Source organism: Pseudomonas tohonis (assembly GCF_012767755.2).
GTDB classification, from domain to species: Bacteria; Pseudomonadota; Gammaproteobacteria; order Pseudomonadales; family Pseudomonadaceae; genus Metapseudomonas; species Metapseudomonas tohonis.
Map to the genome: position 1 here is coordinate 3,506,384 of NZ_AP023189.1, position 17,057 is coordinate 3,523,440.

Annotated in this window: 13 protein-coding genes; 7 read left to right on the forward strand and 6 right to left on the reverse strand. The window is 69.0% G+C overall.

From position 1 onward, the window contains the following. Positions 1 to 13 precede the first annotated feature (13 nt). Positions 14 to 1,288 (reverse strand): OprD family porin, encoded by a 1,275-nt coding sequence (locus tag HSX14_RS16070; protein WP_173179910.1) that lies wholly within the window; start codon positions 1,286 to 1,288, stop codon positions 14 to 16. A gap of 482 nt (positions 1,289 to 1,770) precedes the next feature. On the opposite strand from HSX14_RS16070, the gene HSX14_RS16075 reads away from it, so the two are divergent. The 4 genes from HSX14_RS16075 (at position 1,771) to HSX14_RS16090 (ending at position 6,416) form a co-directional block, all read left to right on the forward strand. Beyond that, positions 1,771 to 2,148 carry a DUF4189 domain-containing protein gene (locus tag HSX14_RS16075; protein WP_173179912.1) on the forward strand — a complete coding sequence of 126 codons (378 nt, stop codon included), beginning with the start codon at positions 1,771 to 1,773 and terminating at the stop codon, positions 2,146 to 2,148. 138 nt (positions 2,149 to 2,286) lie between these two features. Then, on the forward strand, positions 2,287 to 2,682 hold the full coding sequence (locus HSX14_RS16080) for a DUF2946 family protein (RefSeq protein ID WP_173179915.1): 396 nt from the start codon (positions 2,287 to 2,289) through the stop codon (positions 2,680 to 2,682). A gap of 91 nt (positions 2,683 to 2,773) precedes the next feature. Beyond that, positions 2,774 to 4,903: a TonB-dependent receptor gene (locus HSX14_RS16085; RefSeq protein WP_173179917.1), complete on the forward strand. Its 2,130-nt coding sequence runs from the start codon at positions 2,774 to 2,776 to the stop codon at positions 4,901 to 4,903. A 10-nt stretch (positions 4,904 to 4,913) separates the two neighbouring features. After that, a complete protein-coding gene (locus HSX14_RS16090) occupies positions 4,914 to 6,416 on the forward strand; it encodes a PepSY domain-containing protein (protein ID WP_173179919.1) in 1,503 nt (500 codons plus the stop codon). Positions 6,417 to 6,444: 28 nt separating this feature from the next. On the opposite strand, the gene HSX14_RS16095 is transcribed toward HSX14_RS16090, so the two are convergent. From HSX14_RS16095 to imuA, 5 genes are all read right to left on the reverse strand, one after another. Next, a complete protein-coding gene (locus HSX14_RS16095; RefSeq protein ID WP_173179921.1) occupies positions 6,445 to 7,362 on the reverse strand; it encodes a response regulator in 918 nt (305 codons plus the stop codon). Between the two features lie 4 nt (positions 7,363 to 7,366). Further along, positions 7,367 to 8,671, reverse strand: a complete 1,305-nt coding sequence (locus HSX14_RS16100) for a sensor histidine kinase (RefSeq protein WP_275672291.1) — start codon at positions 8,669 to 8,671, stop codon at positions 7,367 to 7,369. A 406-nt stretch (positions 8,672 to 9,077) separates the two neighbouring features. After that, positions 9,078 to 12,155, reverse strand: coding sequence for an error-prone DNA polymerase (locus tag HSX14_RS16105; protein ID WP_173179923.1), 3,078 nt, complete (start codon positions 12,153 to 12,155; stop codon positions 9,078 to 9,080). Continuing rightward, positions 12,152 to 13,567: a Y-family DNA polymerase gene (locus HSX14_RS16110; protein ID WP_173179925.1), complete on the reverse strand. Its 1,416-nt coding sequence runs from the start codon at positions 13,565 to 13,567 to the stop codon at positions 12,152 to 12,154. The genes HSX14_RS16105 and HSX14_RS16110 overlap by 4 nt, the downstream gene beginning before the upstream one ends. After that, positions 13,567 to 14,178: a translesion DNA synthesis-associated protein ImuA gene (gene imuA / locus HSX14_RS16115; RefSeq protein ID WP_173179927.1), complete on the reverse strand. Its 612-nt coding sequence runs from the start codon at positions 14,176 to 14,178 to the stop codon at positions 13,567 to 13,569. Before imuA ends, HSX14_RS16110 begins: the two co-directional genes overlap by 1 nt. A 261-nt stretch (positions 14,179 to 14,439) precedes the next feature. Here imuA and HSX14_RS16120 point away from each other — a divergent pair, with 261 nt between their 5' ends. The 3 genes from HSX14_RS16120 to HSX14_RS16130 all read left to right on the forward strand — a co-directional run bounded on the left by HSX14_RS16120 (position 14,440) and on the right by HSX14_RS16130 (position 17,057). Further along, a complete protein-coding gene (locus HSX14_RS16120; protein ID WP_173179929.1) occupies positions 14,440 to 15,480 on the forward strand; it encodes a GGDEF domain-containing protein in 1,041 nt (346 codons plus the stop codon). Positions 15,481 to 15,717: 237 nt separating this feature from the next. After that, on the forward strand, positions 15,718 to 16,677 hold the full coding sequence (locus tag HSX14_RS16125; protein WP_228723625.1) for a methyl-accepting chemotaxis protein: 960 nt from the start codon (positions 15,718 to 15,720) through the stop codon (positions 16,675 to 16,677). Between the two features lie 14 nt (positions 16,678 to 16,691). After that, entirely contained in the window at positions 16,692 to 17,057 is a 366-nt protein-coding gene (locus HSX14_RS16130) for a response regulator (protein ID WP_021221682.1), read from the forward strand.

Consider the following 17,057-nt stretch of genomic DNA (forward strand, 5'->3'; position numbering starts at 1 on the left):
GTTCCGCCTTGAATCAGCGGATGGCCCACGAGTAATTGAACATCAGGCGTATATCGTCGGTGTCGCGCTGGAAGTTGATGGCGTGATTGGAACGAAAGACCGCACTGCGCAAGCGAATACTCAAGTCCTTGAGCGGGCCGTCCTGCACCACATAGCGCAGTTCATTATCCAGCTCCCAGGATTTGCCGATCTTGCGGGTCCCGATGATCTCGGCATGGTCGCCGAACATATAACGGCTATTGAGACTGAGGCCGGGTAATCCCAGGCCGGCGAAGTCGTACCCGTAGCGCAATGCCCAGGAGCGCTCCTTGGCATTGGCGAAGTCACCGAGTATCGACAGGTTGATCAGGTTGGCGTCCGAACCCAGGAGGTAGGCATAGCCGGTGCCCCCCATCATCCGCTGGTAGGCCACGCCGAGGCCGTGGCCGGCGTAGGCATACCCCAGAAACCCCTGCAGGGCCCGGTTGTCGATCTTGCCGCCCCTGGCGCCGCCCTGGTCACGCATGAGGCTCAAGCGCAGATCGCTGCTCAAAGCCCCGGCCCCCAGGGCGCCCTTGTGGCTCAGGGCGAAGACCTGCTGGCGGTAGATGTCCGCCAACTGGGCGATGTGGTAGCGGCCCAGCCAGTGCCCCTGGAATCGGTAGTCGACCCCGGCCGTGTCGAAGTGCTCCGCCGTCGCGCCATGCCCCTGGAAGCGCCGGTTCAGGGTGTTCAGCCGCAGTGGCGCGTACTGCGTGGCGTTGCGCTGCATGACCCGGCTCAAACGCCCTGCGGTCAGCTCCAGGTTCTCGAACTCGGCTGACGTCAGCAGCCCGCCTTCGAATAGCTGCGGGAACAGGCGGCCATCGTTGGGCTTGAGTGTCGGCAGGACCGGCGGCGTAAACGCCCCCAGCTTGAGCTGGGTCTTGCCGGACTTGATCTTCCCGGCCAGGGCCAGCTTCGAATAGTCATCCTTCGCCCGGCCACTGCGGTCCACCTGCAGCAACCCGGTACCGGTGCTCCCCGGCGTCGAGTCCAGCTTGATGCCGAGCATGCCGACGGCATCGACCCCAACCCCCAGGCTGCCTTCGGTGAAGCCCGAGTCCAGGCGCAGGATGAAACCCTGTGCCCACTCCTCGCGGTCGGCAGCGCGGCCCTCGCGAAAGTCCCGGTTGAAGTAGTAGTTGCGCAGGTCCAGCCGAGCGCTGCCGTCGTCGATCAGATCGGCCACCGCCGGCATGGCGAGCATCCCTGCACACAGCAGGGTCGAATAACGGCTTAGTTGAAGGGGCAAGTATCTAGAAGGCATTGCATCGTCCTCTTTTATTGTTGTTCTTGGGTCAAGGCGACAGGCGGAATTTTTATTGTTCATTCGGTGGCGATATATATAAGCGCCACGCCGGCCAGGTACTCTCCAGGTTATTGAAAAGGGTTTTATTTACCGCACGCCGTCTTGAACGAGCGAAGCCGAGACTAAGTTGCAGGCGAACTTAAACAAGAACCATCAGCCCCATGAATGAGGCCATACGTGAATCAACCCGATAATTACCGGCTCGCGCCACGCACGTGTCATATCAGGGGAATTTCCGAGTGTTCTTTGAGTGTGAAACTTGTAAGTAATTTAAATCCTGATGTCAGAACTTACTTACTTGAAGAACGGGGCCTGATTGCCAGCAGGCTCGGGCTCCGCCGAGCCATGATGGCCAAATACTAGCCATCGTCATCCCTTCCCTTTAGTCTTCGCCCCACCCGCCCCTCCCTCCCTTCCTGCGGGCCCTTTGAGGACTCACCATGCAACGGACCCTGGCGATCGCCCGCAACCTTTCCCTGTGCCTGGCTTTCGGCCTGGCCGCCACCCAGGTTCACGCCGCCGGCGCCCTGGCCATCGACAGCAACCAGGGCCTGCAATACGGCTTCGCCTACGACTACCCGGACCTCTCCCAGGCCCAGGACCGCGCGCTGAGCGAGTGCGGCAGCGGCTGCGAGGTGGTGCTGGACTTCGAGAGCGGCTGCGCCGCCTACGCCGCCGACCAGGTCAACGGCTCCACCGCCTATGGCTGGGGCGCCGACTTCAACGCCGGCAATGCCCAGGCCCGCGCCATTTCCGAATGCCAGGAACGTGGCGGAAACGCCTGCGTGGTGCGCAGCTGGGGTTGCAACAGCGAGTGATCGCGGTGGGCGCCGCCGGCTGATCCGGTGCGCGCCGAATGCCCACGCCGCCCGTGATTTCCTCGTGCACGGCCCTGCGGCAAAACGCCACGAACGGCCACTCCCGAGCGGCCCGATGACCTGCTAAAGTCGCCGCCCATGAAATTCACCCGCACCGAACGCCCGCTGATCGCCTGGATGCTCTACGCAAGCGTCCTGTTCAGCCTGTTCGCCTGCGGTATCCACCACGGCCAGATGAGCGGCCTGGCCCTCAGCGGCCTCGGCGGCGCCTTCTGCTCGGCCAACGACACCCAGGGCGCCGGGATCGACGACAGCGGCAAGCAACTGCCCCAGCTCGCGGCCCAGTACAGCTGCCCGCTCTGCTCCTCCTTCGCCCCCGCCGTGGCCCTCAGCAGCCTCGGCTGGCAGATCGACGCCTTCCTCGGCGTCCCCGCCACCCCGCTGGATGCCCACAGCTGGCCGCAACCGCCGCCGCGCGAGCTCTGGCCCTCCCTCAACCCCCGCGCCTCCCCCGCCTCTTCCTTGCTCGCCTGACCACCTGGCGCTCCCGCGCCGGATCACCCGTGCACACTCGACAAGGAAGAGCCGATGAACCCGAAACACACCTGCCTGGTGCTGCTGGCCTGTGCCTGCTCGCCCGCCTACGCCCAACACGCCAGCGCCCCCCCTGGAACTGCCCGCCAGCACCATCAGCGCCGACCGGGAAAAGCCCGGACTGGACCTCGATGCCGCCGCCGAAGGCACCTCGCGCCTGGGCCTCAGCCCGCGCGAGAACCCCGCCTCGGTGGCCATCGCCGACCGCGAGAAGATCGAGCGCATCGGCGCGCGCAACTTCCTCGATGTCGCCAACGCCCTGCCCGGGGTCAACGCCTCGGCCCCGCCCGGCTGGGGCGGCTACGTGGCCTACCGCGGCTTCAACGGCGCCCAGGTCAACCAGCTGTTCAACGGCATCAGCCTGCAATACACCAGCGCCAACCGCCCGGTGGACGCCTGGATCTACGACCGCGTCGAGCTGATCGGCGGCCCCTCCTCCTTCCTCCATGGCAGCGGCTCGGTGGGCGGCAGCCTCAACTACGTCACCCGCCTGGCCAGCCGCGAGAACAGCGGCGAGGCGCGCATCCGCTATGCCCGCTTCGACGACCGCGAGGTCTCCATCGGCGTCAACCGCGTGCTCAACGATGGCCCCGGCCCGCACCACTACGCGCGCCTGGACTACAGCCGCAACGACGGCAACGGCTACATCGACCGCCAGGAGCGCGGCGCCGGCAACGTCGCCTTCTCCCTGCTCAGCGACCTCACCGACAACCTCTCCCACACCCTGGCCATCGAATACCTGGAGGAGAAGGAAGACAGCCCCTACTGGGGCGCGCCGACCCTCAACCCCAAGGCCGGCGAACTGAAGATCGACCGCCACGACCGCTTCTCCAACTACAACGTCGAGGACGGCCGCTACGAGCAGCGCACCCGCTGGCTACGCTCGATCACCGACTACCGTTTCGATGACGCCAGCAGCCTGCGCAACACCTTCTACCACTACGAAGGCCAGCGCGATTACCGCAACCTGGAGACCTATCGCTACACCGCCGGCAACAGCGCCATCCAGCGCACCGGCGCCTACCTGCAGCGCCACGACCAGGAGCTCAACGGCAACCGCCTGGAGCTGCTGCACAAGGGCGAGCTGTTCGGCCGGGCCAGCGACTGGGCCTTCGGCCTCGACTACAGCGTCAACCAGCAGGCGGTCTACCCGCGCTCCCCCTCGGCGATCTTCGACACCGTTCTGCCCGGCGCCTTCGACCCCGGCCATTTCGACGACATCCCCGGCATGGCCGGCGGCCTGGTCAAAGCCCGCAGCAACGAGGTGCGCACCACCTCCGGCTTCGCCGAGAACCGCCAGCAGCTCACCGACGAACTGGCCCTGGTCACCGCCCTGCGCTACGACCACATCGAGCTGGACGCCACCAACCACGGCGCGGTCAGCGCCAACGCGCCAGCGTCCTTCGAGCGCCGCTGGGACGCCGTCACCGGCCGCGCCGGGCTGGTCTGGCAGTTCACCTCCGACGCCAACCTCTACGTGCAATACAGCACCTCGGCCGAACCGCCGGGCGGCACCCTCACCGGCGCCAGCTTCACCCAGGTCCGCGACTACGACCTGAGCACCGGGCGCCAGGTGGAAGTGGGCAGCAAGCTGGACTTCGATGAAGGCCGTGGTTCGGCGACCGTCGCCGCCTACCGCATCGTGCGCAAGGACTTCCCCATCGCCGACGCCAACAACCCCAACAGCACCGTCCAGGCCGGCCAGCAGACCTCCGATGGCATCGAGATCGCCGCCTCCTACCGGCTCACGCCCGCCCTGACCGTCGAGGGCAATTTCGCCTGGGTCGATGCGCGCTTCGACGAATTCAACGAAGTGGTCAGCGGCGCCAACGTCTCGCGCAAGGGCAAGACCCCGGTCAACATCCCCGATCGCCTGGCCAACCTCTGGCTGACCTACGAGCTGGCCGAGGACTGGCGCACCGGCGTCGACGCGCGCTACGTCTCATCGGTCTACGCCAACAACGCCAACACCCAGTGGGTGCCCTCCTACACCCTCTACGGCGCCTTCGTCGAACACCGCCTGAGTGCCGACACCAAGGTCACCGCGCGCCTGCGCAACCTCACCGACGAGGTCTATGCGCGCTTCATCCACCAGACTGGCGCGCAGTACTACCTGGGCGAACCACGCAGCCTGGAGCTGGCCCTGGACATGCGCTTCTGAGGGCCGCTGGATGAAACGCCACCTGTACCTCTGGCACCGCTGGCTGGGCATCGGCCTGTGCCTGTTCATGGCCCTGTGGTTCGTCTCGGGGATGGTCATGCTCTTCGTCGGCTACCCCAAGCTGACCCAGGCCGAGCGCCTCGCCCCGCTGCCGCCCCTGGCGGCGGGGTGCTGCGTGGAGCCCGCCGTCGCACTGAAGGCCACGGGCCGCAGCGAGGCGCCGCTGAGCCTGAGGTTGACGAGCATCGCCGGCGAGCCGCGCTACCTGCTCGGCTACCGCGACGCCAACCTCGCGGTGGACGCCCGCGACGGCAGCCTGCTCGCGCCCCAGGGCCCGTTGCAGGCCCTGGCCAGCGCGCGGCAGTTCAGCGGTGCCGAGGCCCATTACGTGGATGAAGTGAACGAGGACCTGTGGAGCCACAGCCGTGCCCTGGACGCCGACCGCCCGCTGCACAAGGTGCGGGTCGACGACGCGGCGCGCAGCCTGCTCTATGTCTCCTCGCGCACCGGCGAGGTGGTGCGCGACGCCAGCCGTGCCGAACGCGCCTGGAACTACCTGGGCGCCTGGCTGCACTGGCTCTACCCGCTGCGCGGCGGCGTGCTGGATGGCATCTGGGCCAATATCGTCATCTACCTGTCCCTGGCCGCCACGGCGATGGCCGTGCTGGGCGCCGTGGTCGGCCTGCTGCGCTGGCGCTTCTCCAGGCCCTACCGCAGCGGCTCGCGCTCGCCCTACCCGGCCGGCTTCGCCCGCTGGCACCACCTCACCGGGCTGGGCTTCGGCCTGCTGCTGATCGCCTGGATCTTCAGCGGCCTCATGTCCATGCGCCCCTGGCACCTCACCGAAGGGCGCTCGCCCCTCGCCGCACGGGATTTCCAGGGCGGCGAGCTGCAGGCCGGCGCCTTCAAGGTCGGGGTCGACGAGGCCCTGCAACGCTTCCGGGAAGCCGGCCTGGAACCGGCGGAGTTGCAATGGCGGATGCTTGGCGGCGTGGCCTACCTCGGTGCGCTGGATGCCCGGGGCGACAGCCGCGTGTTGCCCCTGGCGGAAACGGGCCCTGCCCTGGCGCAACTGCCCCGTGGCACCCTGGAAGCCGCCGCGCCCCGGCCCGCGGCGCAAGCCACCTGGCTGGAGGCCTACGACGCCTATTACTACCCGCGCGGCGAAGCCAGCATGTACGGCGGCCAGCCGAAGCGCCTGCCGCTGCTGCGCCTGGCCTTCGACGACCCCGGCCACAGCTGGGTGCATATCGACCCCCACAGCGGCGCAGTGCTGGATGTGCTGGACGACAACCGCCGCGCCGGTCGCTGGCTGTTCAACCTGCTGCACAGCTGGGACTGGCAGCCGCTGCTGGAACGCCCGTTGCTGCGGGAGGTGCTGATCATCGCCTTCAGCCTCGGCGGCCTCGCCATCAGCGTCAGCGGCGTGGTGATCGGTTGGCGACGGTTGCGGCCCAAGCGCCGGGCGCTGCGCCCACCAGCGGTTTCAAGGGGGCTCATGCGCCAGCATTGATGCGGATGACAACGGGACGGTCGAGGGCTCAGGCGCTCAACCGCTCCCGCAGCCGCCCGAGCATCCCCAGCAGGCTGCCCACCTTCTCCCGTTCGCGCGCCTCGCGGGGCGCCTCGGCCTGGCGGGCCAGGGCCTGCTGCGGTTGCGCACGCCAGGCCTGGGCCTGGTCGGCGGCGGCCTTGAGGCCCTTCTCGAACAGCCCGCGGCGGATCGGCTTGGGCAGGTAACGGAAGATCTGCGCCTCGTTGATCAGCTTGAGCAGCGCCTGGGTGTCGCGGAACGGCGTCACCACCAGGCTGAGCAGCCGTGGATGGGCCTGGGCCAAGGACTTGAGCAGTGGCGCGGTGTCTTCGCCGACGAACTTCAGGTCGCCCACCAGCAGGTCCACCGGCTCGTCGTTGAGCATCGCCACGGCCTCGCCCAGGTGGCGCGGACGCAGCAGGCGGTGGCCACCGTCCATGCAGAAGTCGGCGACGCTGGCCAGGGTCTCCGGGTCCTCGTCCAGCAGCAGCACGCTCAACGCAACGGGCTTGGTAGCGACAGGCAGCGGCGCGACCGGAACCAGCACCTGGCGCCCGGCGATCTCCGCCGCCTGGCGCAGGGTGAAGGCCATCTCCTGCGGGTCCCAGGGCTTGGTCAGGTAGCGGAAGATGCCGCCGCTGTTCAGCGCCTCCACCGCCGCATCGAGATCGGAGTAGCCGGTGAGCAGGATGCGCAGGCAGTCCGGCGCCATCTCGCGCACCTGGGTCAGGAGCTCGGCGCCGCTCATCTGCGGCATGCGCTGGTCGCTGACGACGATGTGCACAGGCTCCCGGGCCAGGCGCTCCAGGGCGCGCAGCGGGTCGCTTTCGGTGACCACCTCGTAGTCACGGCGGAACTGCAGGGCGAGGCTGCGCAGGATGCGCTCCTCATCGTCGACGAACATCACGCGGATGGGCGAAGTCATGGGCTCAGGCGCTCCGTTTCATTTCACGGGCCTGCACGCGCGGCAGGCGGATGAAGAAGCGCGTGCCGCGCCCCACTTCAGAGGCCACGCGAATGCTGCCGCCGTGGTCCTGGATGATCTTGTAGCTGATGGACAGGCCCAGCCCCGTGCCCTCGCCCACCGGCTTGGTGGTGAAGAAGGGGTCGAAGATGCGCCGCACCACGTCCGGCGCCATGCCGCAGCCGCTGTCCTGCACCGAGATGCACACCCACTCCGCCTCGGCCCAGCTCTTGAGCTGGATGCGACCGAAGCCGACCGTGGCCTGGGCGGCATTGGTCAGCAGGTTGAGCAGCACCTGGTTGATCTGCGACGGCGCACAGGCCACGCGCGGCAACTCGCCGAGCTGCTGGACCACCTCGGCCTTGTCCTTGATGTGGTTGCGGGCGATCAACAGCGCGCTGCGGATGCAGTCGTTGAGGTCCACTTCCTCGCTCATGGCGCGGTCCAGGCGGGCGAAATCCTTGAGCCCGGCCACCAGCTCGCCGATCTGCTCCAGGCCGTAGAGGGTGTCGCCGAACAGCTGGCGCAGGTCCTCGGCCAACAGCTCCGGCGCCACCTGCTCGCGCATCGCCGCGGCGGCGTCCAGGGCGTCGCCCAGGCGCTGCTCGTCGCAATCCGGGTCGCGCAAGCAATCGGCCAGGGCGGCCTGGCTGCGGGCCAGCTCGGTGAGCGGCGCGGTGAGCTGGTCGAGCAGTTGCACGTTGTTCTTCACATAGCCCAGGGGGGTGTTCAGCTCATGGGCGACGCCGGCGACCATCTGCCCCAGGGAGGCCATCTTCTCCGACTGCACCAGCTGGGCCTGGGATTCCTTGAGGTCCACCAGCGCCTTGCGCAGCACCTGGTTGCGCTGGGCGATGCGCAGCTCCATGGCCTTGAGCAGGTCGAGCACCGTGCCCAGGCCCTGGTAGCGGCCCTCGCCGTCCACCAGGATGAAGTCCTCGGTGATGGGGTACTGCAGCTCGGCGGTGATCTGCTTGGCCGCCTGTTCCAGGCTCATCTCCAGGCTCAGTACCAGGGGCGATCCGTTCATCACCTCGCTCACCGGGCGGCGCCCCCAGAGGTCGCGGCCGAAGCGCTGCATGAAGATGTCCTGCAGGGCGTAGCGGCTCACCAGGCCCAGCGGCCGGTCCTCGGTATCCACCACCGGCAGGGAAAGGAAGTTCTTGTGCTCGGCGGTCAGCAGCCGGTCGGCCACATCGCTGATGCTCATCGCCGGTTCCAGCCCCGCGACGGGTTTGAGCAGGCGCGCCAGACTGCTTTCGGCTGCCATGATCCAAGGCTCCTTCCACTGAGAATGGGCGTCATTCAAGCAGTGACAGGTTGCCATCATGTGACAGCTGTCTCATTTCCCTTACACCTGGATTCACAGGCCGGCCGCCGGGGTGGCGTAGAGCTAGCCGGCAGCACCGCCGGTGGAGGTAAAGAGCGACCTCCACCCTACACAGTGGTCATGTCCATGCGATGAGCCGCCCTGTGGGAGCGAATTCATTCGCGATGCGCAGCCACCAGCAGCTCCGAACCACCCCGTAATGTAGGGTGGACCGCGCTCCATCGGTCCACCATGCGGGCTAGCCGGCAGCGCCGCCGGTGGAGGTAAAGAGCGACCTCCACCCTACACAGTGGTCATGTCCATGCGATGAGCCGTCCTGTGGAAGCGAATTCATTCGCGATGCTTCTCAATGGAAATCCCGGCTGCGCACATCCAGCCCCGCCAGCAGCGGGCTGAGGTCGTGCAGGCGACGGGCGATGAGGTGGCGCACGCCGTCCTTGGTCTCCAGGCGGCCGTCCACCTGCAGCATCTGCGAGCCCACCAGCACGCGGCGCTGGCGTACGGCGATGTCGTGCCAGACCACCACGTTGACCATGCCGAACTCGTCTTCCAGGGTGACGAAGACCACCCCGCTGGCGGTCTGCGGGCGTTGGCGGCCCTTGACCAGGCCGGCCACGCTCACCGCCTGGCCATGTTCAGTGTTGGCCAGGTCGCGCGAGCTGCGGCAGCGCCGCCTGGCCAGGGCGCCGCGCAGCAGGGCCAGGGGATGGGGGCCGAGGGTGGTGCCCAGGGTGTCGTAGTCGGCGTACAGGTCCTCGCCCCGGCTGGGCAGCGGCAGGTCCACCGGCAGCTCGGCCTGCTGCGGCAGGCCGGCGAACAGCGGCAGCTCCTCCTCCACCGCCGCCACCGCCCAGCGCGCCCGGTGGCGATGGCCGGCCAGGCCGCGCAGGGTGCCGGCATCGGCCAGGCGTTCGCGGGCACGGGCATCCAGGCGGGCGCGGTGGCAGAGGTCGGCCACGTCGTCGAAGGCGCGGACGGCGCGGGCGGCGGAGATGCGCCCGGCCGCCTCCTCGTTGAAGCCCTTGACCATGCGCAGCCCCAGGCGGATGGCCAGGCGCCCGCGCGCATCGGGTTCCAGGTCGCAATCCCAGTCGCTGTGGCGCACATCCACCGGGCGCACCTCGATGCCGTGGCGGCGGGCGTCCTGCAGCACCTGGTCGGGGGTGTAGAAGCCCATGGGCCAGCTGTTGACCAGGGCGCAGGCGAAGATCGCCGGCTCGTGGCACTTGAGCCAGCTGCTGGCGTAGGCCAGCAGGGCGAAGCTGGCGGCATGGGACTCGGGGAAGCCGTAGCTGCCGAAGCCCTTGATCTGCTCGAAGAGGCGCTGGATGAATGCCAGCTCGTACCCCTTTTCCAGCATGCGCTCGGTCAGGCGGATGCGATGGGGCTCCAGGCCGCCATGGCGCTTCCAGGCGGCCATGGAGCGGCGCAAGCCGTCCGCCTCCTCGGCCGTGTACTCGGCCGCCACCATGGCGATCTGCATCACCTGTTCCTGGAACAGCGGGACACCGAGGGTGCGCTGGAGCACCGTCTTCAGCTCCTCGGAGGGATAGTCCTCGTTTTCCTCCTTGTTCCGCCGCCGCAGGTAGGGATGGACCATGTCCCCCTGGATCGGCCCCGGCCGCACGATGGCCACCTGGATCACCAGGTCGTAGAACTCTTTCGGCCGCAGGCGCGGCAGCATGGCCATCTGCGCGCGGGACTCGATCTGGAACACGCCGATGGTGTCGGCGCGGCTGATCATTTCGTAGGTGGCGGCGTCTTCCTTGGGCAGCTTCGCCAAGGTCAATTTCCTGCCGCGATGGCGCTCGATCAGCCCGAAGCAGCGGCGCAGGGTGGTGAGCATGCCCAGGGCCAGCACGTCCACCTTGAGCAGGCCCAGGGCGTCGAGGTCGTCCTTGTCCCACTGCACCACGGTGCGCTCGGCCATGCTGGCGTTCTCCACCGGCACCAGGGTGTCCAGCGGTGCCTCGGAAATGACGAAGCCGCCCGGGTGCTGCGACAGGTGCCGGGGAAAACCGATCAGTTCCTGGGTCAGCGCCAGCACGCGGCGCAGCACCGGGCTTTCCGGGTCGAAGCCGGCCTCCAGCAGGCGATCCACGGGCGGTGCGTGGTCACTCCAGCTGCCGCAGCAGTCGGCCAGGGCGTTGACCTGGTCCGGCGGCAGGCCCAGTGCCTTGGCGATATCCCGCACCGCCCCGGTGCCGTGGTAGGTGCTGGCCACGGCGGTGAGCGCGGCGCGGCCGCGACCATAACGGCGGAACACGTACTGCATCACCTCCTCGCGGCGCTCGTGCTCGAAGTCGACGTCGATATCCGGCGGCTCCTTGCGCTCCTTGGACAGGAAGCGCTCGAACAGCAGGTTGAAGCGGCTCGGGTCCAGCTCGGTGATGCCGAGCACGAAGCACACCACCGAGTTGGCCGCCGAGCCGCGGCCCTGGCAGAGGATGTGTCGGCTGCGGGCGAAGCGGACGATGTCGTGCACCGTGAGGAAGTAGCTCTCGTAGCCCAGCTCCTCGATCAGTTCCAGCTCGTGGCGTATCTGCTCCAGCGCCTTTTCACTGGCTTTCCCTCCCCAGCGCCAGGCGATGCCTTCCGCCACCAGCTGCCGCAACCAGCTCACCGGCGTATGCCCCTCCGCCACCAGCTCGCGCGGGTACTGGTAGTTGATCTCGCCCAGGTCGAAGCGGCAGCGCGCGGCGATCACCAGGGTCTCGGCCAGCAACGCCGGCGGGTAGAAGCGCTCCAGCACCGCCCGTGAGCGCAGGTGGCGCTCGCCGTTGGGGAACAGCCGCTGCCCGGCCTCGGCCAGGGTGCAGTGGTGGCGGATGGCGGTCATGCAGTCCTGCAGGGCGCGGCGGCCCCGGGCGTGCATGTGCACGTCGCCCGCCGCCACGGCGGGGATGGCCAGTTCACCGGCCAGGGCCTGCAGGCGGGCCAGCCGGCCGGCGTCGTCCGGCCCCCGGTGCAGCTCCACCGCCAGCCACAGGCGCCCGGGGAAGCGGGCCCGCAACCAGCGGCCCTGCTCCTCGTCCGCCGGCTCGCCGGGCAGCCAGAGGGCCAGCAGGCCATCCAGGGCGCCGTCGAAATCCTCCGCCAGCAGGCGGTATTCACCCTTGGCAGCACGCCGCCGGGCCCGGGTGATGAGCCGGCACAGGTGCTGGTAGCCGGCGAGGCTTTCCACCAGCAGCACCAGGCGCGGGCCGTTGTCGATGCTCATCTCGCTGCCGACGATCAAGGGCAGCTCGCTCGCCTTGGCCGCCTGCCAGGCCCGCACGATGCCGGCCAGGGTGCATTCGTCGGTGATCGCCAGGGCCACGTAGCCCTGCTGCTTCGCCCGCTCGAACAGCTCGGCGGCGCTGGAGGCCCCGCGCTGGAAGCTGAAATTGGACAGGCAGTGCAGCTCGGCGTACCCGGCGCTCATGCGAACCACCCGAGCAGGGTGAAGGGGCCGATCTCCCCCGCCGGGCACCAGGCCCAGGCGCGGCGGCCGTCGCGGGTTTCCAGCTGGTAGTAATCGCGGCGCTGGTCGTCGCCATCCCACCAGCCGGATTCCACCCGCTCCGGCCCGGCGAGGATGCGCGGGGCGAACTCGCGCAGCGGCTGGCCCTCGCGCAGCAGCCAGCCGGGCCGAGGCGGCCCCTGCAGCAGCGGCCCGGCCTGGCCGTCCACACCCAGGCGCCAGGCATGCTCGGGGCGGTGGTCGGCATGGGCCTTGAGGCCCTGCACGGCGTCATCGCCCAGGCGCGCGCGCAGGCGTTCGCGCAAGGCCTCCCAGGGCAGGTTCTGCTGCGGTCGCGGGTCGAACAGTTCGCGGTGCTCGGGCACGAAGCGCGGCAGGTCGCGGGCCACCAGGCGCAAGGCGCGCACCGGCGCCACCACCTGCAGTTGCTCCAGGCGCCCACGGGCCAGCTCGAAGAGCATCGCCGGGTCGCGCTCGGCACCCAGCAGGCCCACCGGCACCTGGCTGTCCGCCTGGCTGGCGTGCTGCAGGTGCAGGACGAAGCGCTGCACACCGCTGTCGCGCCCGGCGAGGAAGGCGGCGAGGTCCGAGGTAAGGCGGCGCAGGGGGAACAGCAGCGCCTGGTTCGATTCCACCTCGAAGTTGAGCTCGATGCGTGCATCGAATTCATCCGGCGGCAGGTAGCAGACCAAGGCCACGGCGCGGCGCCCCTGCAGTTCGTCCAGGTGCTGCAGCACCCGTGCGGGGAAGCGCTTGGCCAGGGTCTCGCGGGGCAGCGCCAGGACCTGCTTCATGCGCCGCAGCCCCATGCGTCCCAGGGCCGTGGACACCTCCGGCTCGAAGCCGGCCCGCTCCACCGGCATGCGCTCCAGCGCCTCGTGCAGGGCTGCGCCCTCTTCCACCGCCAGGCCGTCGTGGATGTTGGCCAGCATGCGTGCCGCCACCGGATTGGGCGCCACCACGATCCGATGACGGAAGCCGAGCGCCGCCAGCTCCTCGCGCAGGCGCGCCTCGAAGCGCGGCCAGGGCCCGAACAGCGCCAGGCTGGAGGCGATCTCCAGCAACAGCACGCGGGGGTAGCGCAGGCTGACATGGGAGCTGAAGCCGTAGCCCCAGGCAGCGAGAAAGCGCTGCCAGTGCTCGATCTCCCCGGCGTCGTACTCGGCCTGGGCGAAGTCGCGGGCCAGCGCGTGGGCGGCGGTCAGGCCCATGCCCGGGCGCAGCCCCAGGGCCCGCGCGGCCGGGTTGACCGCCTGCAGCACGCGGCGCTGGGGCGTGCCGGTGACCAGGGCCAGGGGCGCTTCGGGGTCGTCGCGGCGACGCAGCACGGCGTCCAGCGCCAGCTGCGGCAGCAGGATGCAGGCCCAGCGCATCAGTGCCCCGCAAGGGCCAGGGTGCCGGTCGGCGCCAGGCCACCCCGGCACTTGAGCACGCGCACCCGGCCCGGGCCGTCCAGTGCCAGGCGCAGGGCGGCGGGCGACGGGTTGAGGGCTTCCTGCAGGGGCCGATAGGCGAAGCCCAGGGTCTGCCCGGTTTCCGCCGCCACCTGCAACCGGCGCAGGGCACGGTCGTCCGCCTGGCGCGGCCAGCAGAGCACGGCGCCGCAGCTGCCCGAGCGCAGGCACTGCTCGGCCGCCCAGAGGGCGTCGCGGCCCTCGACCTCGACCAGCACCAGCCAGCGCAGATCCACCCCCGCGGCCTGCCAGGCCTGGGGGTAAGGCAGGTAGGGCGCGCCTACCAGCACCACCCGTTCGGCGCTGGCGGTGAGCCGCGCCAGGGTCGGCCAGAGCAGGTGCAACTCACCCAGCCCCGCGCCCGGCACGAGGATTTCGCTGAGGGCCGACTCCGGCCAGCCGCCCGAAGGCAGCGCCGCATCCAGCGCGCCATGCCCCGTGGGTTGCGCACCGACCGGCAGCGCACTGGCCTGGCCCTTCCAGACGCGCCGCTCGTCCAGCAGCGCGTCGAGGGCGACCACGGCGCCCATCAGGCGCCCTCCCGGCGAAGGCGGCCCGTGAAGGCGAAAGGAAAGGAGGCAGGCATGGGAAGCTCGGCACGAATTACTGTATGCACATACAGTAATTGAGGCGAATGCCTACGGCAATGCTCTACACACGCCGTAGGACGAGTGGATCATCCACTGGCGCGAATGCCCTGCGCGCGGGACCGGCGAAACCGGAGGAAAGGCTAACGGCGCGCCGATGCCCTGCGATAGCCTAGGCGCTCACGGCCTGCGGATGAGCCCGCGATGCAGCAACCCCATCACAGCCCCCCCGGTCTGGAAGACGCCGACCAGCGTGCCCTGGTGCGGCTGATCTTCGCCTCCACCGCCCTGACCCTGGCCTGCTTCTCGGTGCTGCAGTTCCTCGCCGGCAACCTGCTCCTGTCCCTGCTGGAGATGACCACCACCGCCCTGCTCGGCTGGGCCTGCCAGCGCATCCGCCACGTCCGGGTGCTCACGCCCTGGCTCTACGCCTACCTGCTGCCGACCTTCAGCTTCCTCCTCTACATCATCGTCATGCCCGGCGCCTCGCCCACCGCCTTCGTCTGGATCTACCTGGTGCCGGTGCTCTCCTACCTGCTGCTGGGCAAGCTGCGCGGCTTCCTCCTGGCCATCCCCTATCTGGTCCTGGCGGTGATCGCCTACCTGCTGCGTTTTCCGCCACAGCCCGACGCCAAGGGCCTGATCGACCTGGGCAACGCCATGCTCTGCGGCCTGCTGATCCTGGCCTTCATGCACATCTACGAGGCCCGCCGGGCGATCGCCCACGCCCAGTTGCGGCGCCTGGCGCAGAGCGACGCCCTCACCGGCGTGGCCAACCGCGCCTTCTTCCAGCAGGCCCTGGAACAGAGCATCCGCGACGCCGAGCGCACGGGCGCCGGCCTGGTGCTGGTGGTGCTCGACGTCGACGACTTCAAGCAGGTCAACGACCGCTGGGGCCACGACGCCGGCGACCAGGCCCTGCGCCATATCTGCCAGCGCCTGCAGCAACGGCTGCGCGCCACCGACCTGATCGGCCGCCTCGGCGGCGAGGAGTTCGGCCTGCTGCTGGGCCGGACCACCCGCGACGACGCCGCGCGCCTGGTCGAGGAACTGCGCCACGACCTGCAGCGCTCGCCGCTGCAATACGGCGAGCACGGCATCCCGCTGTCCGCCACCTTCGGCCTGGCCGAATGGCGGACCGACGGCCACAGCGGCGACGAGCTCTATCGCCGCGCCGACAAGCGCCTCTACCAGGGCAAGGCCCAGGGTCGCAACCGCCTGGTGATCAGCGACTGCGTGCCCTGATCGGCCGCGCCACTGCCGCATGGCGGGATTCCCCTAGGCCACCCTAGGGGCCACCCCGATTTCGACGAAGCAGCGCACCCCCTATCGTTCCCGGTATCACTCCACTACCGGGACTCTGCCGTGCTGGCCTATTCCGTTCTCTGGTTCGCCCTCCTCCTCGGTCTCGCCGGCCTGGGGCTGGAGATGCCCTGGGTCGCGGGAGCCGGTATCGCCCTGGCCGCCGTCGCCGCCCTCCTCATGCGCCCCCGCGCACCGGTGGTGGTGGAAGCGGCGCCGACCCGCGTCGAGCCGCCGCCCACCGACTGCCAACCCCTGCTCAGCGCGGTACTGCCCGCCTGGGGCCAGAACATCGGCCAGGTGCGCGAACTGGTGAGCGGCAACGTCAGCCAGCTGTTCGGTCGCTTCGCCAGCCTGGCCCAGCGCCTCGACCAGACCCTGCAACGCTCCGAGAACGTGATCGGCGGGGCCGGCGTCACCGACAACCTGCGCCAGGCCCAGCAACGCCTGGACGAAGTCACCACCGCCTTCCACCAGGCCACCGCCCACAAGAACGAGCTGCTGGCCACCATCGGCCACCTCAACAGCTACGCCAGCGAATTGCAGAGCATGTCCAAGCACGTCCAGGACATCGCCAGCCAGACCAACCTGCTGGCCCTCAACGCGGCCATCGAAGCGGCGCGCGCCGGTGACTACGGGCGCGGCTTCTCGGTGGTGGCGGACGAGGTGCGCAAGCTCTCCAGCCTCTCCGCCGAAACCGGCCAGCGCATGGTCGAGAAGGTCGGCGAGATCAACCAGGCGATCCGCTCCACCGTCAGCGCCGCCGAGGAGCTCTCGGCCAGCGAGGAAAGCAACCTGCGCTACCTGGACCAGGTGGCCGGCGACATCATGCAGGGCCTCAGCGCCAACCTCGACGAACTCACCGACACCTCCCGCGAGCTGCAGCGCGACGCCCGCACCACCCAGGCGGACATCCAGGAGATCGTAGTCAGCCTGCAGTTCCAGGACCGCACCGACCAGATGCTCGACCACCTGCAGAACGACCTCGAGCGCCTGCTGCATGCCCTGCGCGACCAGGACCCGATCATCGGCCAGCCGCAGCGCTGGCTCACCGAGCTGCGCCGGCAGTTCACCACGGACGAAGAGCGCACCGGCCGTCGCGGCCAGCCTGCGCAGAACAGCGAAGTCACCTTTTTCTGATCATTGGAGGCCCCATGGCCAAGACCATCCTGATAGTCGACGACTCCTCGTCGATGCGCCAACTGGTGAAGATGACCCTCGGCGGCGCCGGCCACCAGGTCATCGAAGCCGTCGACGGACGCGACGCCCTGACCAAGCTCAACGGGCAGAAGATCAACCTGATCATCAGCGACGTGAACATGCCCAACCTCGACGGCATCGGCCTGGTCAAGGAGATCAAGGCGCACAAGGACTACCGCTTCACCCCCATCGTCATGCTCACCACCGAGAGCGAGCAGAGCAAGAAGGCCGAGGGCCAGGCCGCCGGTGCGCGCGCCTGGATCGTCAAGCCGTTCCAGCCCCAGCAGTTGCTGGCCGCCGTCGAAAAGCTGGTGGGCTGA